The sequence below is a fragment of the Pseudodesulfovibrio sp. 7M6 genome (assembly GCF_050058625.1).
In the GTDB taxonomy this organism is placed as follows: domain Bacteria; phylum Desulfobacterota; class Desulfovibrionia; order Desulfovibrionales; family Desulfovibrionaceae; genus Pseudodesulfovibrio; species Pseudodesulfovibrio salinus.
This window is the reverse complement of the sequence record NZ_CP188816.1, coordinates 2,053,497-2,079,634: the sequence shown is the minus strand read 5'-3', so window position 1 is coordinate 2,079,634 and position 26,138 is coordinate 2,053,497. Positions and strand designations below refer to the sequence as shown.

25 protein-coding genes, 1 tRNA gene and 1 other RNA gene are annotated in these 26,138 nt (G+C 54.8%); 19 read left to right on the top strand and 8 right to left on the bottom strand.

The window, feature by feature from the left end:
* Nucleotides 1-6: 6 nt before the first annotated feature.
* The 5 genes from ACI0FG_RS10000 to ACI0FG_RS09980 all read left to right on the top strand — a co-directional run bounded on the left by ACI0FG_RS10000 (nucleotide 7) and on the right by ACI0FG_RS09980 (nucleotide 6,220).
* Nucleotides 7-1,017 (top strand): KpsF/GutQ family sugar-phosphate isomerase, encoded by a 1,011-nt coding sequence (locus tag ACI0FG_RS10000; protein ID WP_419784849.1) that lies wholly within the window; start codon nucleotides 7-9, stop codon nucleotides 1,015-1,017.
* A 14-nt stretch (nucleotides 1,018-1,031) separates the two neighbouring features.
* A complete protein-coding gene (locus tag ACI0FG_RS09995) occupies nucleotides 1,032-1,595 on the top strand; it encodes a YkgJ family cysteine cluster protein (protein WP_419784848.1) in 564 nt (187 codons plus the stop codon).
* Between the two features lie 5 nt (nucleotides 1,596-1,600).
* The gene (locus tag ACI0FG_RS09990) at nucleotides 1,601-3,946 is read left to right on the top strand and encodes a penicillin-binding protein 1A (protein WP_419784847.1); all 2,346 of its coding nucleotides are present in this window, start codon (nucleotides 1,601-1,603) and stop codon (nucleotides 3,944-3,946) included.
* Between the two features lie 15 nt (nucleotides 3,947-3,961).
* Entirely contained in the window at nucleotides 3,962-4,744 is a 783-nt protein-coding gene (locus ACI0FG_RS09985; protein WP_419784846.1) for a PhzF family phenazine biosynthesis protein, read from the top strand.
* A 129-nt stretch (nucleotides 4,745-4,873) separates the two neighbouring features.
* Nucleotides 4,874-6,220, top strand: a complete 1,347-nt coding sequence (locus tag ACI0FG_RS09980) for a hypothetical protein (RefSeq protein WP_419784845.1) — start codon at nucleotides 4,874-4,876, stop codon at nucleotides 6,218-6,220.
* A gap of 51 nt (nucleotides 6,221-6,271) precedes the next feature.
* On the opposite strand, the gene ACI0FG_RS09975 is transcribed toward ACI0FG_RS09980, so the two are convergent.
* Nucleotides 6,272-8,251, bottom strand: coding sequence for a peptidase U32 family protein (locus tag ACI0FG_RS09975; RefSeq protein WP_419784844.1), 1,980 nt, complete (start codon nucleotides 8,249-8,251; stop codon nucleotides 6,272-6,274).
* An 11-nt stretch (nucleotides 8,252-8,262) separates the two neighbouring features.
* On the opposite strand from ACI0FG_RS09975, the gene ACI0FG_RS09970 reads away from it, so the two are divergent.
* The 7 genes from ACI0FG_RS09970 (at nucleotide 8,263) to ACI0FG_RS09940 (ending at nucleotide 13,832) form a co-directional block, all read left to right on the top strand.
* The gene (locus ACI0FG_RS09970) at nucleotides 8,263-9,048 is read left to right on the top strand and encodes a dihydroorotate dehydrogenase electron transfer subunit (protein ID WP_419784843.1); all 786 of its coding nucleotides are present in this window, start codon (nucleotides 8,263-8,265) and stop codon (nucleotides 9,046-9,048) included.
* 12 nt (nucleotides 9,049-9,060) lie between these two features.
* Complete coding sequence (locus tag ACI0FG_RS09965) at nucleotides 9,061-9,981, top strand: dihydroorotate dehydrogenase (protein WP_419784842.1); 921 nt, start codon at nucleotides 9,061-9,063, stop codon at nucleotides 9,979-9,981.
* Between the two features lie 67 nt (nucleotides 9,982-10,048).
* Nucleotides 10,049-10,140 (top strand) — tRNA-Ser (locus tag ACI0FG_RS09960).
* A 312-nt stretch (nucleotides 10,141-10,452) separates the two neighbouring features.
* Complete coding sequence (locus tag ACI0FG_RS09955) at nucleotides 10,453-10,704, top strand: recombinase family protein (protein ID WP_419784841.1); 252 nt, start codon at nucleotides 10,453-10,455, stop codon at nucleotides 10,702-10,704.
* A gap of 50 nt (nucleotides 10,705-10,754) precedes the next feature.
* The gene (locus ACI0FG_RS09950) at nucleotides 10,755-11,801 is read left to right on the top strand and encodes a DUF262 domain-containing protein (RefSeq protein WP_419784840.1); all 1,047 of its coding nucleotides are present in this window, start codon (nucleotides 10,755-10,757) and stop codon (nucleotides 11,799-11,801) included.
* Entirely contained in the window at nucleotides 11,802-12,410 is a 609-nt protein-coding gene (locus ACI0FG_RS09945; protein WP_419784839.1) for a hypothetical protein, read from the top strand.
* Nucleotides 12,411-13,139: 729 nt separating this feature from the next.
* The gene (locus ACI0FG_RS09940) at nucleotides 13,140-13,832 is read left to right on the top strand and encodes a substrate-binding periplasmic protein (protein ID WP_419784838.1); all 693 of its coding nucleotides are present in this window, start codon (nucleotides 13,140-13,142) and stop codon (nucleotides 13,830-13,832) included.
* Between the two features lie 36 nt (nucleotides 13,833-13,868).
* Here the strand turns inward: ACI0FG_RS09940 and ffs are convergent.
* An RNA gene (ffs, locus tag ACI0FG_RS09935) (signal recognition particle sRNA small type) lies at nucleotides 13,869-13,962 on the bottom strand.
* 122 nt (nucleotides 13,963-14,084) lie between these two features.
* On the opposite strand from ffs, the gene ACI0FG_RS09930 reads away from it, so the two are divergent.
* Both ACI0FG_RS09930 and ACI0FG_RS09925 read left to right on the top strand, forming a co-directional pair.
* Nucleotides 14,085-15,014 carry a bile acid:sodium symporter family protein gene (locus tag ACI0FG_RS09930; RefSeq protein WP_419784837.1) on the top strand — a complete coding sequence of 310 codons (930 nt, stop codon included), beginning with the start codon at nucleotides 14,085-14,087 and terminating at the stop codon, nucleotides 15,012-15,014.
* Nucleotides 15,015-15,143: 129 nt separating this feature from the next.
* Nucleotides 15,144-15,890, top strand: coding sequence for a DUF4198 domain-containing protein (locus ACI0FG_RS09925; protein ID WP_419784836.1), 747 nt, complete (start codon nucleotides 15,144-15,146; stop codon nucleotides 15,888-15,890).
* A 60-nt stretch (nucleotides 15,891-15,950) separates the two neighbouring features.
* On the opposite strand, the gene ACI0FG_RS09920 is transcribed toward ACI0FG_RS09925, so the two are convergent.
* Nucleotides 15,951-16,409, bottom strand: coding sequence for a hypothetical protein (locus ACI0FG_RS09920; RefSeq protein WP_419784835.1), 459 nt, complete (start codon nucleotides 16,407-16,409; stop codon nucleotides 15,951-15,953).
* Nucleotides 16,410-16,734: 325 nt separating this feature from the next.
* On the opposite strand from ACI0FG_RS09920, the gene ACI0FG_RS09915 reads away from it, so the two are divergent.
* Nucleotides 16,735-17,895 (top strand): OmpP1/FadL family transporter, encoded by a 1,161-nt coding sequence (locus tag ACI0FG_RS09915; protein WP_419784834.1) that lies wholly within the window; start codon nucleotides 16,735-16,737, stop codon nucleotides 17,893-17,895.
* A 206-nt stretch (nucleotides 17,896-18,101) separates the two neighbouring features.
* Complete coding sequence (locus ACI0FG_RS09910; protein WP_419788380.1) at nucleotides 18,102-18,185, top strand: ATP-binding cassette domain-containing protein; 84 nt, start codon at nucleotides 18,102-18,104, stop codon at nucleotides 18,183-18,185.
* Nucleotides 18,186-18,836: 651 nt separating this feature from the next.
* Here ACI0FG_RS09910 and ACI0FG_RS09905 read toward each other — a convergent pair.
* Together ACI0FG_RS09905 and ACI0FG_RS09900 are read right to left on the bottom strand one after the other, a co-directional pair.
* Nucleotides 18,837-19,478 (bottom strand): hypothetical protein, encoded by a 642-nt coding sequence (locus ACI0FG_RS09905; protein ID WP_419784833.1) that lies wholly within the window; start codon nucleotides 19,476-19,478, stop codon nucleotides 18,837-18,839.
* Nucleotides 19,479-19,494: 16 nt separating this feature from the next.
* Nucleotides 19,495-19,764, bottom strand: a complete 270-nt coding sequence (locus ACI0FG_RS09900) for a hypothetical protein (protein WP_419784832.1) — start codon at nucleotides 19,762-19,764, stop codon at nucleotides 19,495-19,497.
* A 397-nt stretch (nucleotides 19,765-20,161) separates the two neighbouring features.
* Here ACI0FG_RS09900 and ACI0FG_RS09895 point away from each other — a divergent pair, with 397 nt between their 5' ends.
* From ACI0FG_RS09895 to ACI0FG_RS09885, 3 genes are all read left to right on the top strand, one after another.
* Nucleotides 20,162-20,395, top strand: coding sequence for an LOG family protein (locus tag ACI0FG_RS09895; protein ID WP_419784831.1), 234 nt, complete (start codon nucleotides 20,162-20,164; stop codon nucleotides 20,393-20,395).
* 82 nt (nucleotides 20,396-20,477) lie between these two features.
* The gene (locus tag ACI0FG_RS09890) at nucleotides 20,478-21,227 is read left to right on the top strand and encodes a hypothetical protein (RefSeq protein ID WP_419784830.1); all 750 of its coding nucleotides are present in this window, start codon (nucleotides 20,478-20,480) and stop codon (nucleotides 21,225-21,227) included.
* A 572-nt stretch (nucleotides 21,228-21,799) separates the two neighbouring features.
* Nucleotides 21,800-22,630: a rhodanese-like domain-containing protein gene (locus ACI0FG_RS09885; protein WP_419784829.1), complete on the top strand. Its 831-nt coding sequence runs from the start codon at nucleotides 21,800-21,802 to the stop codon at nucleotides 22,628-22,630.
* A 7-nt stretch (nucleotides 22,631-22,637) separates the two neighbouring features.
* On the opposite strand, the gene ACI0FG_RS09880 is transcribed toward ACI0FG_RS09885, so the two are convergent.
* From ACI0FG_RS09880 to thrC, 3 genes are all read right to left on the bottom strand, one after another.
* On the bottom strand, nucleotides 22,638-23,519 hold the full coding sequence (locus tag ACI0FG_RS09880) for a DMT family transporter (RefSeq protein ID WP_419784828.1): 882 nt from the start codon (nucleotides 23,517-23,519) through the stop codon (nucleotides 22,638-22,640).
* Nucleotides 23,520-23,575: 56 nt separating this feature from the next.
* Entirely contained in the window at nucleotides 23,576-24,322 is a 747-nt protein-coding gene (locus ACI0FG_RS09875) for a TlyA family RNA methyltransferase (RefSeq protein WP_419784827.1), read from the bottom strand.
* Between the two features lie 157 nt (nucleotides 24,323-24,479).
* Nucleotides 24,480-25,928: a threonine synthase gene (gene thrC / locus ACI0FG_RS09870; RefSeq protein ID WP_419784826.1), complete on the bottom strand. Its 1,449-nt coding sequence runs from the start codon at nucleotides 25,926-25,928 to the stop codon at nucleotides 24,480-24,482.
* Nucleotides 25,929-26,138: the final 210 nt, after the last annotated feature.

Sequence of the window (26,138 nt, the reverse complement as noted above, 5' to 3'; positions counted from 1 at the left end):
GCGCCCATGAGCAACAGCAATACTGATTGGCTGAAGCTTGCCAGGAATGTCCTGGCAATCGAGGTCGAAGGGTTGGAAACCGTGCGCGGCCAGCTGGACGAAGCCTTTGTCAGGGCTCTGACTCTGATGGCGGAATGTTCCGGCAGGGTCGTGGTTACCGGCGTGGGTAAATCCGGGCTGGTTGGCCGCAAGATTGCCGCAACGCTTTCTTCCACCGGCACGCCGTCCTTTTTTCTCCACCCCGTGGAGGGTGCCCATGGCGACATGGGAATGCTGCGCAAGGAGGATGTCGTCCTTGCCATTTCCAACTCCGGCGGTACGGATGAAGTCAACAACATCCTGCCGACCTTTGCGTCCCTTGGCATCAGCGTCATAGCCATGACCTCCAACACGGCTTCCGCCATGGCGGAGCTGGCGGATGTGACCATCCAGGTCCATGTGCCGCGCGAGGCCTGCCCCATGGGGCTTGCCCCCACATCCAGCACAACGGCCCAGCTTGCCGTGGGCGATGCCCTGGCCGTCTGCCTCATGGAGTGGAAGTCCTTCAATAAGGACGATTTCCGCCGGTTTCATCCCGGCGGCTCCCTGGGCCAGCGGTTGGCGGCCAGTGTGGACTCCCTGATGCATACCGACGATCTGCCCGTGGTGGCGGACTCGGCCAGCTTTGCGGAAGCCTTAAAGGTTCTGAATGGCGGAGGTCTTGGCCTGGTGGCCGTGGTCGACGGTGCCAATGTGCTCAAGGGCGTGCTCACCGACGGTGATGTGCGCCGCGCCGTTTGCTGCGGACCTTTTGATAAGGATGTACCCGTTACCTCGGTCATGACCGTATCGCCCAAGCGGGCCACTGCCGGAGAGACTTCGGCACGAGTGCTCGATGTAATGGAGCACAATCAGATTACGGTGCTCCCGGTGGTGGGCGACAATGGCGAGCTGGCGGGCATGGTGCATCTGCACGACCTGCTGGGCAAAGGGGCGCTCAAGTTCTCCGGCGGGCACAACGAGGCCAGCGCCGGTTAACGGCGGGGGGACGCATGACGCAGACCCGGACCGAAGACGCCGACGTTTGCCAGCGGTGTTCCCAGCAGGGGCCCACCTGTTGCCGCATTGCCATTGGCCAGGAAGATTTCTGTTTTCCGCTTTCACGGATGGAGAAGGAGCGCATTCAGGAGCATGTTCCCTATACCGGGGGCTTTGCCGTATCGCCCAATTCTCCTGCATTCATCAAGTTTGCCTGTCGCCTCTTTCCCGGAGAGGAAGACGAGGTGCGCGCTCTTTTCCCCGAAGGAAAGGAGCACCTGCGTCTGGCGGTGGATACCATGGGCGCCTGCCGTTTTCTCGGCCCTCTGGGGTGTGAGATACCTCGGGAGGTGCGTCCCTATTTCTGTCGTATTTATCCGTTCTGGATGGCCGGGAGAGAAGTCATCGTCTTTGATTCCCCCACCTGTCTGGCAAGGCGCGAGACGCGTTCGCTGGGGCAGATGTACCATGCGCTGGATACCAACAAGGCAACCGTGAAGGATATTTACGGTCGGCTTCGACTCGTCTGGGGATTGCCGCCAGCCAAGGGCGCGTCCAGGGTAAAAAAAGGATTTTGAGTCATATGAAAGTACTGAAGATTCTGCTCGTCATCTTTATTCTCTGCGCTATCGCCGGTGTCGGCGGCGCCTTTGGTCTGTACCATTGGGCCTCCAAGGATCTCCCTGGCTTCAAGAAGATCACGGACTACAATCCTCCGCTGGTGACCACTGTCTATGCCGAGAATAATGAGGTCCTCGGTTATTTTTACAAGGAAAAACGTTTTCTGGTCACTCTGGACCAGATGAGCGAGTGGATTCCCAAGGCCTTTCTGGCTGCGGAAGACGCCAGTTTCTACCAGCACGATGGTGTGGACCTGACGGCCATTGCCCGTGCCTTTGTGGCCAACCTCCGGGCAGGGCACACCCGCCAGGGCGGTTCCACCATAACCCAGCAGATTATCAAGCGCCTTCTGCTCACCTCGGAGCGTAGCTACGAGCGTAAGCTCAAGGAGGCCATTCTCGCCTTTCGGTTGGAGAACTACCTGACCAAGGACGAAATTCTTACCATCTATCTCAATCAGATTTATCTGGGCGCGCATTCCTACGGCGTGGAGGCTGCTGCACGCACTTATTTTGCCAAGCACGCCAAGGACCTGACCGTGGCCGAGGCTGCCATGATGGCCGGATTGCCGCAGGCTCCCAGCCGCTACAATCCGTATCATAGCTGGAAGCTTGCCAAACAGCGCCAGCGCTATGTGCTGGAACAAATGCATTCCCTTGGCTGGATCAATGACAGCCAGTACCAGGAGGCCCTGGCCGAGGACGTCAAACTCGAATCCATGCCCGATCCGTCGTGGCAGGTGGGTGCCTACTATCTGGAGGAGGTCCGGCGTTGGCTCATCGACAAGTTCGGTGAAGATGCCGTGTACACGGGCGGTTTGACCGTCACCACTGCGTGCGATCTCAAGCATCAGGCCGCTGCGGAAAAGGCGTTGCGTCGCGGACTGCTCAATTCCGCCCAGCGTCGCGGATGGCTTGGGCCCGTTGATCATGTGAATCCCGGGGATGTTGCTGCCGTTTTGGAGGAAGGTCCGCAGGATACCACAAACATCATGGAGAAGGACCAGCCCATGAAGGCCTGGGTCTCCAAAGTGGTCAAGGGACAGGCCTATGTCCGCTTCGGCAAGTACAACGGCATTATCCCCATCGACGCCATGTGGTGGGTGCGCGAGCCGAACCCGAAGAAGAGCCATGAGGATGTCCCCAACCCCACCGATGCGCGCAAGGTTCTCAAGCCGGGCGACGTGGTCTGGGTTACTGTTTCCAAGGCTCCGGAAAATCCGGAAGGCATCTGGACGCTTGATCTGGAGCGGCAGCCGCAGGTGCAGGGTGCGCTCGTTTCTGTGAAACCGGATACCGGCGAAGTCCTGGCCCTCGTGGGCGGCTACTCGTTCGCCCTCAGCCAGTTCAACCGGGCCACGCAGGCCCGGCGTCAGCCCGGTTCGGCTTTCAAGCCCATTGTCTATTCCGCAGCTATCGATAACGGCTTCACTCCCTCTTCCATCATTCTGGACGCGCCCATAGTGTATGCCAATGATGCGCAGGGCAAGCTCTGGCGGCCGGAGAACTTTGAGGGAACCTTTGACGGGCCGACGCTGTTGCGGACCGCATTGGTCAAGTCGAAGAACCTGGTTACCATCCGCATTGCCCAGAAGCTCGGCATCAACAAGATCATCGAGCGGGCTCAGGCCCTGGGGTTGGAGTCCGATTTCCCGCATGACCTTTCCGTGTCTCTCGGTTCCGCCGTCGTTTCCCTGATGAACCTGTGCGAGGCCTATACCGCCTTTGCGCGTGGCGGCTCCTACATCAAACCGCGCACCGTGCTTTCGGTCCGCTCGGCCTGGGGCGAGGATATGTACGCTTCGGTGCCGGAGACCGTGGATGCCATCAGTCCCCAGACCGCGTTCATTATGGCCACGCTCATGAAGCAGGTGGTGCAGAACGGAACGGGCTGGCGTGCCAAGGTGCTCGGACGGCCCATCGCAGGCAAGACCGGTACGTCCAACAATGAGCAGGATGCCTGGTTCATGGGCTATACCCCGTATCTGCTGACAGGCGTCTACGTGGGCTTTGACGAACTCAAGCCCATGGGCAAGTGGGAAACCGGTTCGCGTGCGGCCAGCCCCATCTGGGTAAGCTATCGCAAGGTCGTGGAAGGGGATTATCCATATCAGGACTTCACCCAGCCGCCGGGAATTGTTATGGTCCGGGTGGATGCCAATACCGGCAAGCTGGCTTCACCGTCTTCCAGCAAGGAGTTTTTCCTGCCCTTCAAGGTGGGAACGGAACCTACGGAGATGTCCGGAAGCAGCGGGGGAACAGGAGAAGCTCCGGTATCCCAGGACGATTTGTTCAAGCAGACCTTTTAGCCGAAGGAGAGAGCCATGAAACTTGATCTCTACCAGGTGGACGCTTTTGCCCACGAGGTCTTCAGTGGCAATCCCGCAGCTGTGGTGCCGCTTTTCGAATGGCTTTCCGATGATCTGATGCAGCGCATAGCGGCGGAGAACAATCTGCCCGAAACCGCCTTTTTCGTACGAAAAGGAGAGTACTTCGAGCTTCGCTGGTTTTCGACAGAGGCCGAGGTGGACCTGTGCGGCCACGGCACGCTGGCCAGCGCCCATGTGCTCTATGAGCACCTTGGCTACAAGGACCCGGTCGTGGTCTTCGAGACCAAGTCCGGACGGCTTTTCGTGGATCGTGAGGGTGATCTCTATTCTATGGATTTCCCGGCGTGGCCCGTGCGGCCCATACAGGTGACGGAGCGGGTGGTGCAGGCGCTTGGTGCGCGCCCTGTCGAACTGTTCATGGGCGAGCGGGATATGATGGCCGTATTTGAAGGCGAGGATGATATCCGGGAGCTGGCTCCTGATTTCCGCCTGGTTTCGCGGCTGGATGGCATGTGCCTGATCTGCACCGCTCCAGGCATGGATTATGATTTCATTTCCCGTACCTTTGCCCCGGAGCAGGGGATTCCCGAAGATCCGGTTACCGGTTCTGCCCATTGCACGCTGGTTCCGTTCTGGGCCGCCCGTATGGGGAAGAAGTCCCTGAATGCGTACCAGGCATCCGCGCGGGGCGGAGAATTGCGGTGCGAGGATCTGGGCGATAGGACCAAGATCGCAGGCAAGGCTGTCACCTATATGACAGGGAACATTTTGCTGTAATATTCTTGTGATGCGTATGGAGACAAAAGCCGCTTAAAAGCGGCTTTTTTTTTTACTAAAATATATGCGAATAAATTTAAATAGTGTTACAAGTATAGTAGTGTCGAGACGTGTTAACCGGGAGGTAGCATGAAACACTTTTTACTCTGTGTTGTTACTGTGGCTGTATCCTTGGGCCTTTTTTCCGGATGCGCGGGAGCCGGGTCAAATGTGGGAGGAAATGACTATTATCGGGCAAGTAAAGATCCAGAGGCTTGCGGCAACGCTACCTGCTGGAAACTCGTCAAAAAATTTAATGATACCAGTATGCCGGCCATTCTTCCCGGCCAACCGTTTTCTATTAATATGAGCACGGCATTTATAGGAAAATTTCAAGAATATGGGGATGGAGAAATTGCTATTGTCGCGCGGATTTCTGAGCGGGCAAAGGGCAGCGCAGGTTTGGATTGGAACTCCAATGCCGCAGACTCTGGTCGTTTGATCTATTATAGTGGGGATGTAAAACGACAACAACCAAACAATTTTTCATATATTCCTGTTTACGGCCCGATCAAGTATGGGGGGCGTCCCGTCGACATTCAACTCTATATTTTTGAAATTGATAATGCCAAGCAGTTCAAACCGTTGCTGCAGCAACTTACAAAAGCCGGCCAGCAGTTGTATCCTCCCGCATCCCCGGTTCTGGGCGTGTTGAACACTTTGGGCAGCACCCTTCTAACTGCAGCCCGAAATGATAAAATGTTCGAGTTTTCGCTCTGCCTGTGGCCGCAGGCTCCAATTGGCGATAGTGATCTCGCCGGTTTTGAAGCGGGGAAGTATCCGGTGCTGGAAGCCGGGCACTATGTGTTTGCAAGGGCAGAGGAAAGAACGAAGGGCCTTGAGGAATTTGAAACCGAGGTGATGCTGTCCAAAGGCGACAATCGGCTTGTCAGCAAAGCTGATGGCAAGCGGTATATTAAAGACAGCTATATTGTCCTGCATGTGAAGCGGGATTCCTATGCGTTGACCTTGGATGAGGAAAATTCATTCTATAAAACATTCAAGTCGTTCAAGGATGTTGAAGAGACAACAGCGAAGGCCTACGCGGACAAGATAACCAATGAATTGGCTGAACTGGGAACTACATTTGTGCACGACAGAATCGTGAGGGAAACGTACAACATGCTCAATGGAGTGGGGAGTGCAATCAAAGGTCAGGAAGGATATGTGCGCGTTAATGCCACGACCCTATTATATGATCTGAAGGATCAGATTACAGCGAGAACGGAGTGTGACAAGTCTCCATCCAAGACCTGCAGCGGTGTGTTGACTAAGAAGGAAATCGAAACCTTCCTTGCTATTCTTCGTTCCGTGAGCGCTTTTAAAAACTTGGAAGGACTGACATATAAGGGACTGAACTCTACAGATGTACCGGACATAGTCGGCAAGGCTGTTGAAAACTTGCCGCAAAATGCTACCCGCCTGGACGAGAAATAAAGTCACTGAGTCGACAAAAGGCCGCTGAGATTTTTCTCAGCGGCCTTTTCTTTACAGCAGTTTGATCTTCCAGTTGAAGGTACTGGTTCGTTTGGGGCGGGGAACCGCTTTTGGCCAGGGCTCGACGATGCTGATCATGGTCTTGTAGCCCATGCGGACGAGGTTTTTGTACTCCTCGTTGAGGTCCAGCTCCCATGCCGGATAAATCCAATTGTTCTGGCCCCAGCGGCGGACGAAGGAGACTTCGTTCATGGGGCTCTTCAGCGGTTCATCCTGTCGCGCGGCCTCGGAGAGGAAACGGGCGATGCCGAAGGGCCACAATCCCTTGATGACGATACCGAGGGGCAGCGGAGAGTTGCGCGGCAGCTCTCCTACTTCCTCGGCAGAGAGTTCCGGGCTGATAATGGCCGAGGAACATCCCAGGGATTTCATTGCGTCCAGAGCCAGGGCGTTGGAAAGGTTGCAGAACGGCCCGGCTGTCAGCGTCACATTCTTGCGATCCGTAAAGTAGGCAGCCTGCCAGGGGCTGTTGATGACAAACTCGCGAGCGCCTTTTTTGGCGGCTTCCTTGATGAGGCTCCGGTATTTTTTGTCCTCGTCCGGCCAGATGACGGGCGGCAACCACCACTGGGCGCGGGAAACGATGGCGCCGGGCAATTTGCCCACAACCGTCCGCTCCAGCCAGAAGGCTCCACGTCCATTGATGCGGCCGGTGGGCGGGGTGCGGAAGAGAGTGACGTTTTCGGACCGCAGCTTGCGGGTTGCCGCTGGCTGCGGAAGACGGGCCGTGAAATTCGACTCTCCGGCTTCGGGCAGGGGGAAGAGCTCCAGCTCGCCTTCCAGGTCGCGAATCATCCTGATCAGTTCGGGCTCGCGGCGGTCCACCAAGAACACCTTGGTGCCGGTGGGCAGACCCGGGCCTTTTCCCTTGCCGAGAATATCCATACGTCCCCGTTTGGGTACCCGGCGGCGGATGGGCATGGTGCGGTGTCCGGGTTGGTCCTCGTAGCCGATCCGGACCAGATCGCCCGGCTCAAGCGGCTCACGGGGTTCGAAATAGAGCTTGGCTCCTGCGCGCTTTACCTCGCCGACAAGTCGGCCCGAGCTTGTTTCCGCATCCGCTTGTACCGGCTGGAAGGGACGCTGGGGCAGAAATGTGGAGTGGCTGGACGGACGGCCCAGGGCCTGATCGAGCAGGTCGGCGGCCGCTTTTTTTGCCTGTGCGTCGGACGGATTGTCGCGCAGCATCTGATAGGCACGCACGGTGTAGTAGACATAGTGCGGTCCCTTTTTGCGTCCTTCGATTTTCCAGGCCGTTAGTTTGGGCATGGAGAGCAGGGGCTTGGTCAGCACGTCCAGCGAGAGGTCCGTGCAGGAAAAAAGACGGCGTGCCGGTTGCTTGCCCTGGCGGTACAGACGTCGGCAGGGCTGAACACAGCGGCCGCGCAGGCCTGACTTGCCGCCCAGGTAGCTGGACCAGTAGCAGCGGCCCGAAACGCAGTGGCAGAGCGCTCCGTGAACAAAAATTTCCAGATCCAGTCCCTTGGGGCAGGCGTCGGTCATCAGTTTGACTTCGTCCAGGTTCAGCTCGCGGGGGACGACCACACGGTTGGCACCCAGCTTGGCTGCGATCTCCAACCCGGCGGGGTGGCTCATGTTGGCCAGGGTGGAAAGGTGGATTTCTCCCTCGAAACCGGCCTGCCGGGCCAGTTCTATCATGGCCAGATCCTGAACGATGAGGGCGAAGGGGCGGACCGAACGTTGCAATCGATCGACCAGTCGGCCTGCGGCTTCCACATCTCCGGGCTTGACCAGGGTGTTCATGGTCACGTAGGTCCGGGTGCCGTGGTCGCGGCCCAGGCTTGCCAGCCGGGCAAGCTCGCTGATAGAGAAATTGGTGGCCTGCATGCGGGCGGAAAAATGCTTCAGCCCCACATAGACGGCGTCGGCGCCTGCGGCCACTGCGGCGAGGAAGGACGAGGAGTCCCCGGCCGGAGCCATGATTTCTGGAATGTGCCTGTTATTACTCATAAGGTTGTGCTATGTCCTTGCGGAATTGCCGGAATGTTAAGGTATTGAAAGTTGCCCCGGTCGGTCAACAGAAAAGGCCGGATGAATTTTATGAAATAACGTTTGAGTATCCCGGCTGGGATGGTTGGAAACCGGGGCAGTTCATTATGATGCGGCCGGTCTCCTGGCCTTTGGATCTCATTTGGGGGCGTCCGTTTTCCATCTATACGGCGGATGAAACTTCAGTCACGGTATTCATACAGAATATCGGGCGGGGCACCGAACGCATCGCGTCCCTTCGTCCCGGCGACGAGATAGCCGTATGGGGGCCGCTTGGCAATTCCTTTGCCATGGAGCCGGACACCCCGACGCTGCTCCTTGCGGGAGGCATCGGCATAGCGCCGTTTCGCGGATATGTCGAGCGTCATCCGCATCCCGACAATGTGCGGCTCTTCCTGGCCCATCGCGTTCCTTTGGATTGTTATCCATATGAGAACCTCGCCGCCGATGTCCATGCCGAATGCGTTATGGAGGAAAATCCCTCGGATTTGCAGGTTATTATCGACACCATGGGCAGACTGATACGCGAGTATGCCGAGAAGGATGGGCTGGTGCTGGCCTGCGGGCCCACACCCTTCATGCGCACCGTGCAGAAGTTTGCCGCCGAGTTCGGCGCGCGGGCGCAGCTCTCGCTGGAGAACCGCATGGGTTGCGGCGTGGGCGCCTGCCTGGGGTGTGTGACAAAAGACGGGGCCGGGCATCATGTCCAGGTCTGCACGCATGGTCCGGTGTTCTGGGCCGATAAAGTGGAACTGTAGGGGGCTGGTATCATGGATATGCATGTTTCATTCGGTGGTCTGGATCTCAAAAATCCGATCATGACCGCCTCCGGCACCTTTGGTTTCGGCCTGGAATTCGCTCCCTATGGCGATTTGAAGAAACTTGGCGGTATAGTGGCCAAAGGGCTTTCGCTCAAGCCGAGAGAGGGCAATCCCATGCCGCGTCTGGCGGAAACGCCGTGCGGAATGCTCAACGCCATCGGCATCCAGAATCCGGGCGTGGAAAATTTCGTGCGCCAGGCTTTGCCTTCGCTGCCGTGGCGGGATGTGGCTATTGTGGCCAACCTCTATGCCTGCGATGCCACGGAGTTCGGCGAACTGGCCGGTGTGCTGGCGGGAGAGGAGGGCATTGCCGCGCTGGAGGTCAACGTCTCCTGTCCCAACGTCAAGGAGGGGGGCATTGCCTTTGGCCAGGACCCGGCGCAGATCACCAAGGTTACCGAGTCGGTCAAGAAGAATGCGGGGAACAAGCCGGTCATGGTCAAGCTCTCGCCCAACGTCACGGACATTGCGGTCTGTGCCCGGGCCGCTGCGGACGGCGGGGCGGATTCGCTTTCGCTGATCAACACGCTCTCGGGCATGGCCGTGGATATTCGCTCGCGCAAGCCGCGTATCGCCAACGTCATTGCCGGACTTTCCGGCCCGGCCATCAAGCCTGTCGCCTTGCGCTGCGTGCATCAGGTGGTGCGTTCCGTGGATATTCCCGTGGTCGGCATCGGCGGCATCGCCTCGGCAGAGGATGTCCTGGAGTTCCTGCTGGTGGGTGCCCAGGCCGTGCAGATAGGCACCGCAAACTTTTTGCGCCCAGACTTTTCCTTCAATCTGGTGGACGAGGTGGAGGCCTTGTTGGCGGAAGTAGGGGCGTCCAGCCTGGACGAGTTCAGGGGCAGTTTGCAACTGCCTCTCGCATAAAGGGAAATTTCTTCAATTTTTCACTTGCCATGCGTTCTTATATTGGGTAGTTACTCCCTCTCAACGCGGAGAGGTGTCCGAGTCCGGCTTAAGGAGCACGCCTGGAAAGCGTGTGCTGGGGAAACTCAGCCGGAGGTTCAAATCCTCTCCTCTCCGCCACCGAATTTTAAGGCCTTGTTTTTCAGTTGCTTACTGAGAAACAAGGCCTTTTCCTTTGGACTTGCTACAGAGTGAGGAGCAAAAGGCATGTCCAAGTACCCCGGTTTGAGGCGGCGTGGAAGGCGAGGAGTCTATCAACTTCGACAGCTGTGTGGATTCAAATCAGCAACCGTCGAAACCATGGCTCTTATCACCAGCAGGAATGTGAAGCGATTTCCACTCGGGAGGCCTGGCGGCGGCGAAGGGCGAGGCGTCAAGTTGGGCTGTCCTAACGGAGCGGCCCATTTTCGGCAGTAAGGCAACGAATTTGGAGTGAAGGCAATCAAGGCCAATGCCGATGCTCTGGCCGAGTCTTTGCGGGCTACGGTGGAGAAGATCAAAGAAGGTGGGACAACATCTTTCGCCGGGATCGCGAAGGAGTTGAATGCCCAGAAGATCAAGACCGCACGGGGCGGGAAGTGGTATCCTTCATCGGTGAAGAGAGCGTTGGGGCGGTTGGAGTTGTCTTGCCTTTGGGTATGCTCATTGTTGTGGAATTTTGATGGTCTTTTGTGTATTTCTTGAGTGCAACTGGGATTGGGGGTATATAGTTGAAAAATGGAGTAGAAAACTAGATGGCAACAATTCTTGAACAATACAGAATCTCAGATTTTGTTGAGTGGGAAAAAGAAAAGAAGCTGAAACTCAGTCCTGATTTTCAGAGAGGCAGCGTATGGACACCTGCTGCAAAAACCTACCTGATTGATACGATTTTGCGTGGTCTACCGATTCCCAAAATTTATCTGAGGACAAAGATTGACATCGAGACAAAAAAATCTCTCCGCGAAGTTGTCGATGGTCAACAGCGATTGAGGGCTATTCTTGATTTTGCAAACGACAAATTTTCCCTTTCGACTCGCGCTGATGAGTTCCAAGGACTCCGCTATTCTACTCTTACAGAAGAACAGAAAGGGTATTTTCTCAGTTACCCCTTGTCGGTTGATCAGCTTCTTAATGCTTCTGATGATGAAGTACTTGAGGTCTTTGCCCGACTCAACTCTTACAGTGTCTCACTAAATGCCGCTGAAAAACGTCATGCTCGGTATACGGGGGGATTTAAGTGGTCGGTCAGAGCTATTTCTCGTCAATGGGCCGCGTTGTGGGAAGAATACGATATTTTTACAGTCAGACAGCGTCTTCGAATGCAAGACGATTCATTTATTGCAGAACTACTTGGGATTGTTTTGGAAGGCGTCCATGATGGACGGCAAACAAGAATCGACAAACTTTACAAACAGTATGACGACAGTTTCGACAGTTCTGATGAATCGGTGGGGAAGGTGTCTGATGTATTGCGGTTCTTTAAAGAACATTTTGCAGAGCCTTTGAATGGGAGTCCCGTTTGTAAACCTACTCATTTGCTGATGCTTTTGACAGCAATTGCTCATTCTCTTTTTGGTTTGCCGCAAGGTTTATTGGATGCGCATAGTTTCCTTGAATCAAAACCTATTGCTGATATTGAGAAGGCAACCGATAATCTGCTGGAGTTGGCATCAGCAATTGCAAGCGATGAGCCAAGAGAGACCTATCGACAGTTTTGGAATGCTTCGAAATCGACGACTCAAGGAATTGCAAGTCGTAGAGTTCGGTTTGAGTTTTACTACCGAGCATTGACAGAGTAGATGCTTTACCATTTGCAGAAGGTCTTCTCTCGAAGAAGTACCTTTCTCCTCAATGCATTTCTTGAGAGTAGTGCGGAACTGCTTGCTGATAGCCAAAATCAGAAGGCAAGAATTCTTGCTGAAATGTGTGTACTGCGAATTCACGATGAGTGGTGCCGTTTTTGTCGAGAATTGATAATCGTTTCTGCAATGGGGCTGGGAAGGACTGCCTCTGGTCATCGAGTGCCCAGAGCTTCAGGTATGTATAATATCCAATGTGTGCAAGCTGCGTTCAAAAGAGGAAGACCAAATTGGAAGTTTGAGCCAAGTTGGGCTGTGACAAATGATTGCTTGAAAGCCGCACAGAAACTTGGAATAACAAATTTTAATACCATCGCTGCCTCACTTGGAGCACAAAATTCACATGCAGATGATCTTCGTGTGGTTAGAAATTTTTTTGCCCACAGGAATAAAAGCACTGCACTTCAGATACAGAGTAAGCCGTGGTGCAATGCGGCATTGCCGTTAAACGTGGAATCATTGTTGTTACGGTTGGCAACTGGGGGTGTCTTCGAGTTTGAGAAATGGGTCGGCAACGTAAAACTCATTTCTGAGCTTGCGATACAGTAGCATCACTTCTGGAGAGAATCCCCTTAATTTTTGCTACAGCAACTTGCTACAGTAGAGCGAGTAGTTGCAGCGGTGACTTGCTGAAAAACAGACTCTTGGACAGCTTCTTTCGATTTCAGTCGCACTTGGATAACTTCCTGAATCGACGTAAGAAACCCAGTCCGGCTTAAGGAGCACGCCTGGAAAGCGTGTGCTGGGGAAACTCAGCCGGAGGTTCAAATCCTCTCCTCTCCGCCACTTAGAAAATATGCCCCCTGAATTTCAGGGGGGCTTTTCCCTATCCTCACCAACTCCATTTCCGTCAATGCAGTGGTCAAGCAGCCTCAAGGGAGGCCAGGATGACTGATGGCGAGCGTTATATATCTATAGCGGATGTAGGTCTTTTGGCGGACAGACAATCGGGCTGTGGAAGCGTATGCTTTTTCCTCTGAGTTGGGTTCCGAAGGGCGGGGTAGCGATTGCCCTTCAATCTCAAATGCGTCTGAAAGCTCGTCCGGTTACGGCTTTACCGGAGATGTGAATAGTTGTTCCAATTAATTATATTGTAGCACACGATTCGTTGACATAAATATCGTTGATCGACTATCAGTATATAGGCGGTTGAATTGGGCCCTGGGGTGAGGGCCAGATATCTTGTGAGGTGTCATGTACCGCAAAATGGCGTTGTCTTTTCTGGTTGTATTTTTCTTTACGTTGAGTCTCCCCGCGTATTCCGAGGGGCTCCTCGTCATGACAGGTCCGTATCCCCCCTATACCTTGGCGCAAGGCCTGCATGTTACCGGCGTTTCGGTGGATACGATGGCCGCCATCATGCAGATGACCGATACGCCGTTCAACAAGAAGTCCATACGGCTCGTACAGTGGAAAAAAGCCGTGGCCACAACCATGGCCATGCCCAACTGTGCCATGCTCAATGTGCCGAGAACGCCTGATGTGGAGCAGAAATTCCAGTGGGTGGGGCCGCTCGATTTCCCCGAGTTCGGGCTGATCGGCAAAGCGGGGCGGGATTTCGGCATTCATTCCATAGCTGATGCTTCGCAGTACACGATAGGCGCGGTGCGGGGGCAGGATGCGGCCAAGGAATTACTGGCTCAGGGACTCAAGCCTTCCGCGCTCAAAACTGACACTTTGTATGTTCAGCCGCTGCGGGGGCTGCAATCCGGCACGCTCGATCTGGTGGCCTTCCCGCTTGAGAACGTTACCTATCTGATGCGCAAGATGGGTTTGGAGAAGAGTGATTATCAGGTCGCGTTCGTATACAAGAAAATTCCGCTCTATATCGCCCTAAGCAAAGGGGTTGATCCGATGTTTGTCAAAAAACTCAACGACGCGCTTGCCATGTATAAGAGCCCCATGGCGGATGGTTATTCCGTTTTCGACAAAACCATGGCCAGATATCTTCCCTATGGAACCGTGGAATAGAGCATAAAAAAAGCGCGTTTCCTGAGAAACGCGCCTTTGAGTGGAAACCGGACACCCGATAGCAACCAATACCGCTGCTTCCTTTCGGACCTGACGGGGTTCATGGCGCAACCGCCGTCCGGCTTCCCTCCACTTGGGAAGAAACTTCCTACAGTGCTTTGGGGCGGTTCGTCAACTCTTCTTATGCCTCTGTTTTCGGGATGGGGTTTTTTCGTAATTGACAGTGACCTTTTTTTGGGACAAGCCTCGCGCATGTTCATCGCTGACTTGCCTCGTTTGATTGAAAAGCATTTTCTTACCCTGGCCGTGCTGCTGTCCGCAGCGGCCCTGTTCCGTCCCGATTGGTTCATTTGGATCAAGCCGCATATTCCCGTGGGCCTTGGCGTCATCATGTTTGGCATGGGACTGACCCTGGAATTTGGGGATTTTCGTCAGATATTGACCCGCTGGCCGCTGGTGGGGCTGGGAGTGGTGCTTCAGTACGTGGTTATGCCTTGTTTGGCTGTGTTGATTTCCACTGTTCTGGGGTTGCCAGCCGAGGCGTTGATCGGCATGGTCGTGGTTGGGGCCTGCCCCGGTGGAACGGCATCCAACGTCATAACCTATCTGGCCCGAGGCAATGTGCCGCTCTCCGTAACCATGACCCTAGCCTCCACCTGCCTTGCCCCCATCCTGACCCCGGCCATTATCTATCTGGTGCTCAAGAAAGAGGTTTCCATGGATTTCGCTTCCATGGTCACCTCCGTGTTTTGGATCGTGGTCTTCCCCATGGCGGATGGCCTGATCCTGCGGCGTCTGTTCCGGCGCAGGCTTGATCCGGTGGTTCGGTTTTTTCCCTCACTGTCCATCCTTGTCATCGCTTTGCTCATTGCCTGCATCATGGGGCTTAACCGTGCTACGTTGCTCAATTTCCCTCTGTTGGTCTTTTTTGCCGTCATTCTGCACAACGGCTTTGGACTGACAGTCGGGTATGGCGTTGCCCGCCTTTTGCGTTGCTCCAGAAGAGATGCGCGGACGGTGGCCATTGAGGTCGGGATGCAGAATTCTGGCCTGGGTGTTGCGTTAGCAGTCAAATATTTCGGGGTTGGCAGCGCACTGCCGGGAGCCCTATTCAGCCTGTGGCACAATGTAACTGGGGTGGGACTGGCCCGTCGCTGGCGTACGGGAGATGACAAACGGTAGTGAATGGTCTGATCTCTGCGCTGCAATAAATTTTTTTTGCTTGACCAGTGCTACTTTTGCAGTATTAGTATTCTTCATCTGGCTATAACCTTAATATTTTTATTCAACTGTTTTAGGTGGGAGGATGTAATGAAAACGAAAATTTCCATTTTGGCGGGTGCCCTGATTCTGCTTATGGCAACCGTCGCCAGCGCTCATTTCGGGATGCTGATTCCGGATACAGACGAACTGACCCAGGACCATCGTACCGTGGCGCTGACCCTCGCGTTTGCGCATCCTTTTGAAGGTCAGGGAATGGAGCTGGAAAAGCCCAATCAATTTTTCGTAGTGCAGGACAACGACCAGAAGACCGACCTGCTCGGTACCTTGGCTCCGACCAAGGTGATGGGCCATTCCGCCTGGAAGACCACCTTTACGGCCCGCAAGCCCGGCATGTATGCTTTTGTTTTTGATCCGGTTCCCTATAAGGAAGATGCTGAAAACAACTACATTCGCCACATCACCAAGGTTGTTGTGGATGCCTACGGCGAGGGCGAAGAGTGGAACAAGCCCCTGGGGCTCAAGACCGAGATCGTGCCGCTGACCCGGCCTTTCGGCAACTACGCCGGAAATGTTTTCCAGGGTATCGTCATGCTGGACGGCAAGGCCGCCCCGTATACCCGCGTGGAAGTGGAATTTTACAACAAGGACGGCAAGCGTACTGCTCCCAACGAACGCATGGTCACGCAGGAAGTCATTGCCGACGGCAATGGCGTGTTTACCTTTGCCTGCCCCTGGAAGGGCTGGTGGGGATTTGCCGGTCTGAATACCGCCGCCGAACCCTACAAGGGACGCGAGCTTGAGATGGGAGCCGTTATTTGGGTTGAGATGAAGTAGCTTTCAATCTCCGTTTTTAAAGGACAAGCAGGCTCCGGCGGGAAACCGTCGGGGCCTTTTCTATTTCATATAGAAGCGTTCTTCCTCGGGGGGCAGGGTGGGGCCTTCTTCCTTGCGCATCAATTCCAAGATCGGAGTGATGAATTCATCGGGAAGTGCCCCGGCCATGCCGCCCAGGAAGGCTCCCACCACACATCCGATCACCAGATTGGCCCCATTGACGCTGTTTGCCACCTGCACGAGCGTGCCCAGGAAACATCCCAGAAAAGCACCCATCATCCAGCCGTCGTTGTTGATGCCTCTATAAGGCGGAACGCCGTGCATCCATCGCACCAGATCCTTTAGAAAAAAACCGCAAAAGGCGCCGATAAAGGCCGCCACAACGGTCAGTGCCATGCCCGGAAACACCGTGTGCAGTGTGAATCCGTATCGGATCGATCCCTCCACAATACCGGCAAGGCCTCCAATGGCGAGCAGGCCGTGAAAACTCTTTTCCTTCACATCCGTTTTGGGGAACATGCTCAACTCCAAAATAACGAAAATTTTGCCGCGCCATTAGGCTTGCCATATTCATGCCGGGCAGAGTGTGCGGTAGGATATTCCGTTCAAACGGCTGTTTTAATGGATAAATTATCATGCGATGTTTACAAAAAAATATAGCTCGGTTATAACCCGCCAGTTTGTGCAGATTTTAAATTGACTCCGACACAAACGGCTGGGGAGCTTTATGCGTGAAGCCGTTGTATCGGGCAGACAGCCACCGGAAATAGGATGGTGGCCGCCAGGGGGAAGGATGAAACGTTTTTTTGCGCCGGTTGCCGTCGGCCTTTTTTTGTGTTTTTCAATGTTGGTTTCGAGTGTCCATGCGGGTGGATTTGCGTTGTATGAATGGAGCAACCGTGGCTTGGCCATGGGTACCACGGGCTATGCCCAGGGCGTGGACGCTTCCGTCATAGCCACCAACCCTTCGCTGATGACCAAGCTGCCGGGCAAGAGCACTCTTGTCGGTGCCACGGTTATTTCTCCGCAGTCCACCGTTGACGTCAACGGCAACAAGAACAAGACCAAGGCCAATCTCTTTGTGGTTCCCCATGCCTACTACTCCCAGCAGATGGCGGATAACGACAAGGTCTGGCTCGGTGTCGGTATGTTTACCCGCTATGGGCTCGGCACAGAGTATGACGATAACTGGATCGGACGTGGCTCTTTGCAGTATGTGGACCTGGAGTCCACCTCCGTCACACCTACCATGGCGTTCAAGCTGTCGGACGATTTTTCCATGGCCATCGGCCTGGAGGTGCTGCGCGGGTCCATCGCGCTGAAGAAAACGATCAACCAGGGATTCGGTGACAAGGTTATCAGCGCCGATACGGTCGGATATGCCGTCGGCGGCAACTTGTCCATGAACTATGATATCACCGATGATATCTCCATGGGGTTTGTCTGGCGTGCGCCGATGAAAATCCACACCTCTGGTTCCGGCCAGAACGACCTGGCGTCCGCATACACCGATACCAATCAGGATATCGAAGCCACGCTGCCGGGGAGCTATGCGTTGGGAGTGGCCTACAAGCCGACGGACAAGTGGACTTTCGAGTTCGATGTGGTGCACACCAGATGGGAATCCCTTGATGCGATGCATTACAGCGGCGTGATCGACAGTAAGGAAGACTTTTACTACAAAAATACATGGCGTTTTCAGTTCGGTGCCGAATACTGGGCGACCGACTGGCTGGCTTTGCGTGCCGGCTATGTTTATGACCAGACGCCTACCCGCGCCACCCATGCTTCGTTCATGCTCCCGGCCAATGACCGCCGTCTTTTCTCCGGCGGCCTCGGTTTCAAGTGGGATAATTGGACTGCCGACCTGTCCACGATGTATATAACCACCAAGGAACGCTACGGCGTGCCCATTCAGAATCCCAACAACGGTTCTTATTTCAATGTAAACTTCAACAACGGCACGACGTGGGCTTCCGGCCTTTCCATCGGCTACACGTTCTAGCCCTGCAAATGACCGTGTAAGGTTTGGGCCCCCGCTTCTGCGGGGGCCTTTTTTATGGGGTGACGCGCAGTCCGGCTATAGGCAACGCGTGAGCCACCTTTGCTCTGGGGGATACGATGCTATATCTGAACAAACTCGGCTATACCTACGCCACTGGCGGGATCGCATTGCAGGATATCTCTTTGCGGATTTCGTAAGGGGCACTGATGGGGCTGGTTGGAGCCAACGGAAGTGGGAAGTCTACGCTGCTTTCCTTGCTGGCCGAGGCTGTGGACTGGCTGCTCGACTGACGGTGATGCCGTTGGCCGTGATACGGAACCTCGGGCAAAAGACGTGGAACCAATTGGGGGATTATGCCAAGCCGTGCGGGCGGCCTGACGTGAAGGGATGCTTACACTTGCCTTGCCGAGCACATGGATCGCATGGAATCCTGAACGGATTCTTCGTACAGGAGCACCGCCGCATGGCCTTGACCGATGCCACCCCGGACGGGCTGCTGGATCAGTTCGAGACGTATGATCCGCCGCAGGTGGACAAGTGGATTGAGAAGAAGAAAGGGTTGTAACACATAGAATATCCAGAATGAAAGGCCCGCCGGTTTCCCGGCGGGTCCTTTTGGTTTTCTGTCTTCATTGGCTATTTGTGGTTAAGCCTCAGGTGAACAGGGTGTCAATTTAACCTTTCTTAAACCCTAGATCGACAGCTATTCAGCCCGCTGAGATTGTCCAAGTTGGGTATACTCAATTGAGATACCTCTGAAAAAGTAAGAGCTTGGTGGGAAAAATTAGCTTGGTAGGTCTGATGTCAAAGCCGGATGTGATCTTAATGGAATGAAAGGGTTATCCATTTCCATGGTGGGTGTGGAAAAAAACTAATGGGTGAAGTCAGCCCAGTCGAGATACGTACTTCCCCTCTCAGACTTTGTTTCCATATCTTTAGGACTACTTGTCCCACGCAGCGAAGTTCTTGTCTTTCCACTCTCTCCAAGTTTGCTGCTGGTCATGGTACTTGGCCTCCTCGACTTCAAGACATTGAAGCATGTTCCAGCTATCAGAAAGGACATTGCGGGACTTCAGACCATACCGTTTACGCAACTGTGTAGAAATCTTCCATGCCTGAACCCCACGGTAGCCACAGTGCATTAGGCATTCAGCGGTTGCCTCTTCAGGTTCTTCTGGGAAAAAATCTTCAGCAACACTGGTCGTAATATCGTTGCTCACAAGGATTTGATTGGGGAATGATAAGACTTCATCCACAAGGAAAGAATCTAATGATTTCCAGTCAATTTCATCTGGATATGGTGGTATCTTCGGTAACCGCCCATGGAGTTCTCCGTAGCTTCCGTTTGAGGCAAGGCTCATTTTCACTTCTTCGATTCGCCTAGCACACTCTATAGCATATGTTTCGAGCAGGACAGCTAAACGCAATGCAGCATAGGAAGCCCTTCTTGCATGTTCTTTCTTGTCTTTTCGCCAGTCACGGAACATACCAAAAAAATGTGTGCAAAGAGCAGACAATACCCCCGTTGATCCAACCACAGTGATGACGCTAGTCAACGATACTTGCGTTAGATCGAAGTCCATATCTTCTCTCTCCGGTTTAGTCCAAGAAGAGGACGGTATCAGGGTGAGGGTTCAACTTAAGCAAGATGATGTCGTAGAACCAGCTTACCAAGAAGAAGACGAACGACCAGCCCAAGATGATCCAAGGTATGTACCATTGAAGCTTGGCATCGAAGCCGTAGGCAGCGATAAGCATCCCGATCCCACCGAGGAGAGTAAGCCCTGCGAACAGGCGAAGAACCCATTGAAGAATGCCGCGCAGGAACATCAGGGGGAAGAACAGCAAAGATTTGAGAAAGGCAATCATTTGTACCACCTGTGGTGTTGTCGATTAGAAGACATCAACAGCCTCATACTTAACATGCGTAGTGTAGGCAAGACACCCATTGAAACTGGTACAGAATACTGGGCCAAAGAGGCTGGTCGATCAAATGGTAACTACATGATATAATGTGGTATTACGTCTGGATAATGATGATCCTATCCCTTCCGCTAGAAATTTCGAAGCCCTTCGAGTAGAGAGAAGTGATTTAATGGGATATACCCCCAAACCACCTCAGGGCATCCCTTTGCACTCATAATGTATATCAACGTATATCAAAGCTCTAAAAAGGGAAGTGAGCAACCACTCACCATACGCTCTAATTGGTTGATTTAAAATTCTTTGTAAATATTGACCAAGATATGCATCACCCCTAAAGCATTTGACCTGGAACCAGATCGGCTACCACGCCAAGCCGTGCGGTCTGCTGGACGTGAACGGCTACTACACCTGCCTGGCCGAGCACATGGACGGCATGGTCGAGGAAGGCTTTCTCATGTCCGTCCACCGGAGCATAGTCCTGACCAGTCCGTCCCCCGGCGAACTCATCAAACGCTTCGTAGAGTATGATCCTCCCGTGGTGGACAAGTGGATTGAGAAAAAGAAAGGGTTGTGATCGAACTTTTTTTCAGGTGCCCTAAAGATATATGAACGCATGTCGATATAAGTAATGGGTAGTTTGGCATCTGGAGGTCATTATGGATCTGTTTGGCATCGAAAGCGCACAGAAAACAACTCCCCTCTTTAAGCTGGGGAGGATGAATCAGCAGGCAGCCGACACGACCAAAAGTGTTGAAGCTGCTGATACGCATAATGACGCTCGGGATTCCATCCATGAAGCCGTTCGGGATTCCTTCCATATGAGCGGCGGGCATTTCGTCCACGCCCACCGGAAGGATTCACGCTACATCGCCGGACTCAAGACAGGCCTGGCCTTGCAGAATTCCTTTCGCGACCAAATGCAGGCCGTGGTGTCCCAATACCGCAAACTTGTGGAGATGTCTGGTGACCCGAGTTACGCTAAGGATGCCGTTAAGGCTGTCAATTCCTTAGTTGATAAAGAGGAGGGGGACAGAAACTCCGATAAACTCGACGAAATCAAGGAAGACATTGAGAAAAAGGCCGATGAGGCCATGGCCACTGAAAGCCAGAAGGCTTTGGAGAACGAAACCTCGCCCCAGACAGTGGATGAGAGCTTGGACGAGGCCGCGTCCGAGGCTCAGGCAAAAGCTGAAGGCGAACAGTCCGTGACCGGACTTGAGCCGGACACCAAACCTGTGGCCGTCGCGCCGGAAACCGACCAGCCTCAGGCCGCAGCAGCACAAGAGGCCGCCAGCGGCCAGGAAGCCGCAGCAGCACAGGAGGCTACCAGCGGCCAGAAAGCCGCAGCGCTGCAGAATGCGTATGGAAACGCTCTGGCAGTGACCTCGATCGATCTTATGGTTTAGACAGGACGGGATTATCGGATGAACTAACAAGCAACTTGCCTAACCTGGCAAAAAGCTTCCCGATTATCCCGTTGGCCTCATTTATCTCGTCAACTTTTTTTAGGATTTTACTCTGAGCATCTAGGCTTGGAGGATACATCTAAAAAAGAAATTATGGGGATACCCCCCCTGATTCCCGCTGCCTTCGATATATTTCCCCCCACCCCAGACCCTCCCCTTGTACTCGAAAGTATATCCGGGCACCAAAAGCGGCACTGTGTGCACTCGAATAATCAACTTATCCATTTGATTTATTTTTATTTTATTCCACGCAAGCCATAGTCTGGATTGCCCCTCAAGCGTTTGACCTGGAACCGGACGCTGGCCGTTGCGGGAAGAAGGCTGGATCGCGATCACGCATGGGAGCCGGATTTCTCCTGGGGCAGGGCGGATACCTGCTGGTTTGTTGTGTTGTCAGTACTTTTCGCCGCCATTTTGCCATGCTGGCCCATCCCTATGTATTGACGCTCCCGGACCCTGTGTCCTATGATTTCTGCAGTGATTCGTTATGCAATCGCAGTAGGGGGGAGCGCATGGCAAAATCAATTCGGATGATGGGGGTGGAAGAGGTGCGGGCGTATCTGGATGGCCACAAGCCGGAGGAATACTCGCTGTTGGACGTGCGCCAGCCGGGTGAGTACGAGCATGGACATCTGCCGGGTGCGAGCCTTGTGCCCCTGTCCGAGTTGCCGGACAGAATGGATGAGATTTCAAAAGACAAGCCCGTGATAGCTTATTGCGCCAGTGGAGGTCGTTCCATGGCGGCCGCGTCATTACTGGAAGGGCAGGGGTTCGATCCGGTCATCAACATGGTCGGTGGTTTTTCCGCCTGGGAAGGTTCCGAAGCCTTTGGGCCGATGGACCTCGGAATGCACGCCTTTACCGGCAAGGAGACCTCGGAGGACGTCGTGCTCATGGCCTTTGCCATGGAGTGTCGTCTGCAGGAATTTTATGTTTTGCGGGCCGATCTGGGCGAGACCGAAGAACGCATCGAGTTGTTCATGGAACTCGCAGGGTATGAGGACAGGCACAAGGATGTGTTGCATACGCTTTATGGCCGTCTGACCGGCGAACTGCCTGATTATGATGCATTCGAGGTCAAGGCGCTGGCGGGCGCCTCGGATATGGCTGAGGGCGGTACGGATCTTCAGAGCTTTCTTGAGATGTTCCCCGGGGCGTTTGATGGGGACCTGGGAATCCTGGAGTTCGCCTCCATGGTGGAGGCGCAGGCCATGGATTATTATCTGCGGTGTGCGGCGCGTGCCGAGCAGGATGAGACTCGGGATACTCTACAGCTACTGGCGCGCGAGGAAAAGGCGCATCTCAAGATGCTGGCCCGTCATATGGACCGGTTGGCTGAATAGCCGGTAGTTATTCCCCGGTCCGGCCTCTGAGCATGGCGATGCGGACATTGGGGATGACTATGCCCAGAACGATCAACGCCGCACCCCCCATCTGGAGTGGGACAACCGTCTCATCCAGAATGATGGCCGCCAGCCCCAGTGTTACGACCGGTTCTATGGAAGAGAATATGCACGTCCAGGAACTGCCGATCTTTTCAATGGCCAAAAACAGCAGACTGAGGGCAATCATTCCCGGCAGGAGCCCCAGTGTCAGCCCTATCGCCATGGAAGGCCCGGTCGGGTGAATCCAGGCCGAGGCCTCGCCGGAAATGTTGAAGGCAACTGCGGCGAAGACCATGACCCAGAAGGTGGCCGTCAGTGGCTTGAGTCCTTTCAGCCAGACCTGCGAGAGCACCAGATATCCCGAAAAGAAGGTCATGGCACCGAATGCGTAAAGCAGTCCGGTTGCTTCCACTTCTCGCAGGAACGCGTCATAGAACACCAGGCAACAGCCGGATACGACCATGATCAGCGAAAAGATGACGGTCCTGTCCAGGCGCATTCCCAGAAACATTTTGGATAGCAGCGCCACCAGCACCGGGTGGCCGTATAGGACCAGGGCGGTGGTGGATGCGGGGATGGTTGTCAGCGCCTTCACGAAGCAGGTGCTTTGCAGCCAGTATATCACCATGCCGAGAATGGCGCAGTGAAGCAGGCCGGTGCGGGAAATCCGCAGGAGTGAGCGGTCTTTTATGAACAGGGCGACACCCAGAATGAGTGCGCCGAAGGTGAAGCGGCATTGCATCATGGCCGCTCCGTCCAGCCCCGCGTCATAGCCGAGCTTGACCAATACGGCCAGTGAGGCAAATGCGGATGCCGAGATTACGGCAAAGATGAAACCTTGGAACATGGCAGACCTCTAACTGACCGGAATCGTGGTAGAGATCAATACGACGAGCATCATGTTCAGGCAAGGTTTTTCATGTGCGCCATGTACTCCTGATTACCTTTGGGACCAAGAATTTTCGAAGGAACGACTCCCTGTACGGAGAGACCCAGCTCCTCGCGACAAAAGGCCAGAACCATTTCCACGGCTTCTTGCCGAAGGGCTTCATCACGAACCACGCCCTTGTCCGTCTGGCCGGGGCCGACCTCGAACTGGGGTTTGATGAGTACGACCAGTTCTCCGCCCGGGCGCAGGAACTGCAGGCAGGCGGGGAGAATCTTGGTCAGGGAAATGAACGAGACATCCGCCACTATGACGTCTACCGGCTCCGGAATCAGGTCCGGTCCGGCGTGCCGGATGTTGGTCCGCTCCAGGTTGATAACCCGTTCGTCCTGGCGCAGTTTTTCATGCAGCTGACCGTATCCGACATCCGCGGCATGGACTCGCACCGCGCCATGCTGGAGCAGGCAGTCGGTGAATCCACCTGTGGATGCTCCGGCGTCCAGTGCCACCATGCCCGAGAAATCGAGTTTGAATTCCTCGATGGCGGTGAGCAGTTTGTAGGCCCCTCGGGAGACGAATCGGCTTTCGCCTGCGACAACGAATTCCGTCTCTACGTGAAACTGTTGGCCCGGCTTGGTTACCGGCACCTTTTGGTCCCGCTCCATGTAGTGGACTTTTCCGGCCATGATCAGGCGTTTGGCCTTTTCCCGGCTTTCCACATGGCCGCCGGAGGCCAGCAATTGATCCGCACGTTGTTTCTTCATGTGGTGTCTCCGGCGATCAGGTAAACGGAGAGGGAGAACTTCATCAAGCCCTCCCTCTTCGCTTAATCCGCCCGGTCTTCTTTTGTTTTCGCAGCGTTTGGCTACGGACTAGAAGGGGATCAGGGGGCGCATCATCCCGCCGAAGCGGGCGTTGGTGCTACTTTTTTTCCAGGCCCAGTTTGGCCACCACGTTTTCGGCAGTGACCCGGGTATATTCCTCGGCACTCAGCTTGTCCTTCTCCTCTGGGGAGATGACCAGTTCCGGCGTGTTTGCCAGCGACATGTCCGGGGTGACGCCGAACTCGGGCGGGAAAGTGTTTTCAAAATACATGGTCTGGAAATTGACGAACTTGAGCTGGTGGGCCGTGGAGTCGAGGATGCACAGCTCTTCGGACGAGACCAGACCCAGTTCCAGTGCGCGTTTGGCTCCGGCAAAGGACTCGCCGCCCTGGGTGCAGGCGATGTGTCCGTTGCGGTTGGCCTGGATCATGGAATCCATGATCTGCTGTTCCGTCACCTGGATTACCTGGAAGGCGTCGTGGCCGCCTATGGCCTCGAATTTTTCGGCAAAGTGCTTCACGCGCGGGAACGAGACCGGGTTGCCGATCATGGCGGCCTGCGCAACCGAGGCGCTGACCTTGACCGGATGGTATTCCCGTTCCTTCGGGTCCTCCACCGAGTAGTAGCGGTAGACCGGGTCCGCATGGTGCGACTGCACGCCGAAGATGCGCGGCAGAGCGGTGATGATGCCGAGGTCGTACAGCTTGAGGAAACCTGCCATGATGGCGGTGATGTTGCCCGCATTGCCGATGGGGACGAAGATGCATTTCCCGGCAAGATCCCAGTCGAACCACTGGGCGCACTCAAAGGCGTACGACTCCTGGCCGAGGATGCGCCAGGCGTTCTTGGAGTTGAGCAGGGCTACCCGGTAATTGTCGGCCAGATGCTCGACCACCTTCATGCAGTCGTCGAACACGCCGGGCACTTCCAGGACCACGGCGCCGGAACCGAGCGGCTGGGAAAGCTGGGCCGGAGTGACCTTGCCGTGGGGCAGGATGACCACGGACTTGATGGCTCCGCCCACGTAGGAGGCGTACAGCGCAGCCGCTGCCGAAGTATCGCCCGTGGACGCGCAGACGGTCAGGATCTGGTCCCAGCCATGCTGGCGGATCAGGGCGCGCAGGTATGAAAAGCCGCAGGCCATGCCGCGGTCCTTGAAGGACGCGGACGGATTCTGCCCGTCGTTCTTGTAGGCGGTCCGGAGGCCAGTCTGTGCATTCAGTTCGGGGCTGGATTCGATAAGCGGAGTATTGCCTTCGCCGAGATAGACGATGTCCTCTTCCTCCAGCACCGGAGCCATAAGCTCATAGAAGCGGAAAATGCCGCGCAGTGCGGTTTTTTTGGAAGCAGCGCGCGAATCGAAGATGCGGCGCCATTCCTCGGCCGGAGTTTCCTTCAGTTTGTCGAAGTCCAGGTTGTCGAGCAGGAACACGCCGCCGCAGTCAGGACAGGTGTAGTGCAGCTCGTCTGTGGGAAAGCGCTTGCCGCAGCCAAGGCAGAAGTATTCCATGCGGCCACGGTAAGTAGGAAAGGTATCGGCATTCATTTCTTGTCGCATCCATGATGGTTGGTTGGCACAAATGGGACTTACTCAACGGGCAAACAGATTCGCCCAATTCCGCGCCGGACGCAACCCAAAATGATTTGCTCTGGTCAAAGGTTTCATTTTGGGAAATGCGTAATTGGAGCATTGTAACAGAATGATTGAATATACTGAAAATGATTGGATATATTTCATACTGCCCTATTGACAATA

What these genes read in the sequence shown, in the direction of transcription:
- ACI0FG_RS10000 (WP_419784849.1), top strand. Translation starts at nt 7, where the DNA reads ATGAGCAACAGCAATACTGATTGGCTGAAGCTTGCCAGGAATGTCCTG.
- ACI0FG_RS09995 (WP_419784848.1), top strand. Translation starts at nt 1,032, where the DNA reads ATGACGCAGACCCGGACCGAAGACGCCGACGTTTGCCAGCGGTGTTCC.
- ACI0FG_RS09990 (WP_419784847.1), top strand. Translation starts at nt 1,601, where the DNA reads ATGAAAGTACTGAAGATTCTGCTCGTCATCTTTATTCTCTGCGCTATC.
- ACI0FG_RS09985 (WP_419784846.1), top strand. Translation starts at nt 3,962, where the DNA reads ATGAAACTTGATCTCTACCAGGTGGACGCTTTTGCCCACGAGGTCTTC.
- ACI0FG_RS09980 (WP_419784845.1), top strand. Translation starts at nt 4,874, where the DNA reads ATGAAACACTTTTTACTCTGTGTTGTTACTGTGGCTGTATCCTTGGGC.
- ACI0FG_RS09975 (WP_419784844.1), bottom strand. Translation starts at nt 8,251, where the DNA reads ATGAGTAATAACAGGCACATTCCAGAAATCATGGCTCCGGCCGGGGAC.
- ACI0FG_RS09970 (WP_419784843.1), top strand. Translation starts at nt 8,263, where the DNA reads ATGTCCTTGCGGAATTGCCGGAATGTTAAGGTATTGAAAGTTGCCCCG.
- ACI0FG_RS09965 (WP_419784842.1), top strand. Translation starts at nt 9,061, where the DNA reads ATGGATATGCATGTTTCATTCGGTGGTCTGGATCTCAAAAATCCGATC.
- ACI0FG_RS09950 (WP_419784840.1), top strand. Translation starts at nt 10,755, where the DNA reads ATGGCAACAATTCTTGAACAATACAGAATCTCAGATTTTGTTGAGTGG.
- ACI0FG_RS09945 (WP_419784839.1), top strand. Translation starts at nt 11,802, where the DNA reads ATGCTTTACCATTTGCAGAAGGTCTTCTCTCGAAGAAGTACCTTTCTC.
- ACI0FG_RS09940 (WP_419784838.1), top strand. Translation starts at nt 13,140, where the DNA reads ATGACAGGTCCGTATCCCCCCTATACCTTGGCGCAAGGCCTGCATGTT.
- ACI0FG_RS09930 (WP_419784837.1), top strand. Translation starts at nt 14,085, where the DNA reads ATGTTCATCGCTGACTTGCCTCGTTTGATTGAAAAGCATTTTCTTACC.
- ACI0FG_RS09925 (WP_419784836.1), top strand. Translation starts at nt 15,144, where the DNA reads ATGAAAACGAAAATTTCCATTTTGGCGGGTGCCCTGATTCTGCTTATG.
- ACI0FG_RS09920 (WP_419784835.1), bottom strand. Translation starts at nt 16,409, where the DNA reads ATGTTCCCCAAAACGGATGTGAAGGAAAAGAGTTTTCACGGCCTGCTC.
- ACI0FG_RS09915 (WP_419784834.1), top strand. Translation starts at nt 16,735, where the DNA reads ATGTTGGTTTCGAGTGTCCATGCGGGTGGATTTGCGTTGTATGAATGG.
- ACI0FG_RS09910 (WP_419788380.1), top strand. Translation starts at nt 18,102, where the DNA reads ATGGGGCTGGTTGGAGCCAACGGAAGTGGGAAGTCTACGCTGCTTTCC.
- ACI0FG_RS09905 (WP_419784833.1), bottom strand. Translation starts at nt 19,478, where the DNA reads ATGGACTTCGATCTAACGCAAGTATCGTTGACTAGCGTCATCACTGTG.
- ACI0FG_RS09900 (WP_419784832.1), bottom strand. Translation starts at nt 19,764, where the DNA reads ATGATTGCCTTTCTCAAATCTTTGCTGTTCTTCCCCCTGATGTTCCTG.
- ACI0FG_RS09890 (WP_419784830.1), top strand. Translation starts at nt 20,478, where the DNA reads ATGGATCTGTTTGGCATCGAAAGCGCACAGAAAACAACTCCCCTCTTT.
- ACI0FG_RS09885 (WP_419784829.1), top strand. Translation starts at nt 21,800, where the DNA reads ATGGCAAAATCAATTCGGATGATGGGGGTGGAAGAGGTGCGGGCGTAT.
- ACI0FG_RS09880 (WP_419784828.1), bottom strand. Translation starts at nt 23,519, where the DNA reads ATGTTCCAAGGTTTCATCTTTGCCGTAATCTCGGCATCCGCATTTGCC.
- ACI0FG_RS09875 (WP_419784827.1), bottom strand. Translation starts at nt 24,322, where the DNA reads ATGAAGAAACAACGTGCGGATCAATTGCTGGCCTCCGGCGGCCATGTG.
- thrC (WP_419784826.1), bottom strand. Translation starts at nt 25,928, where the DNA reads ATGAATGCCGATACCTTTCCTACTTACCGTGGCCGCATGGAATACTTC.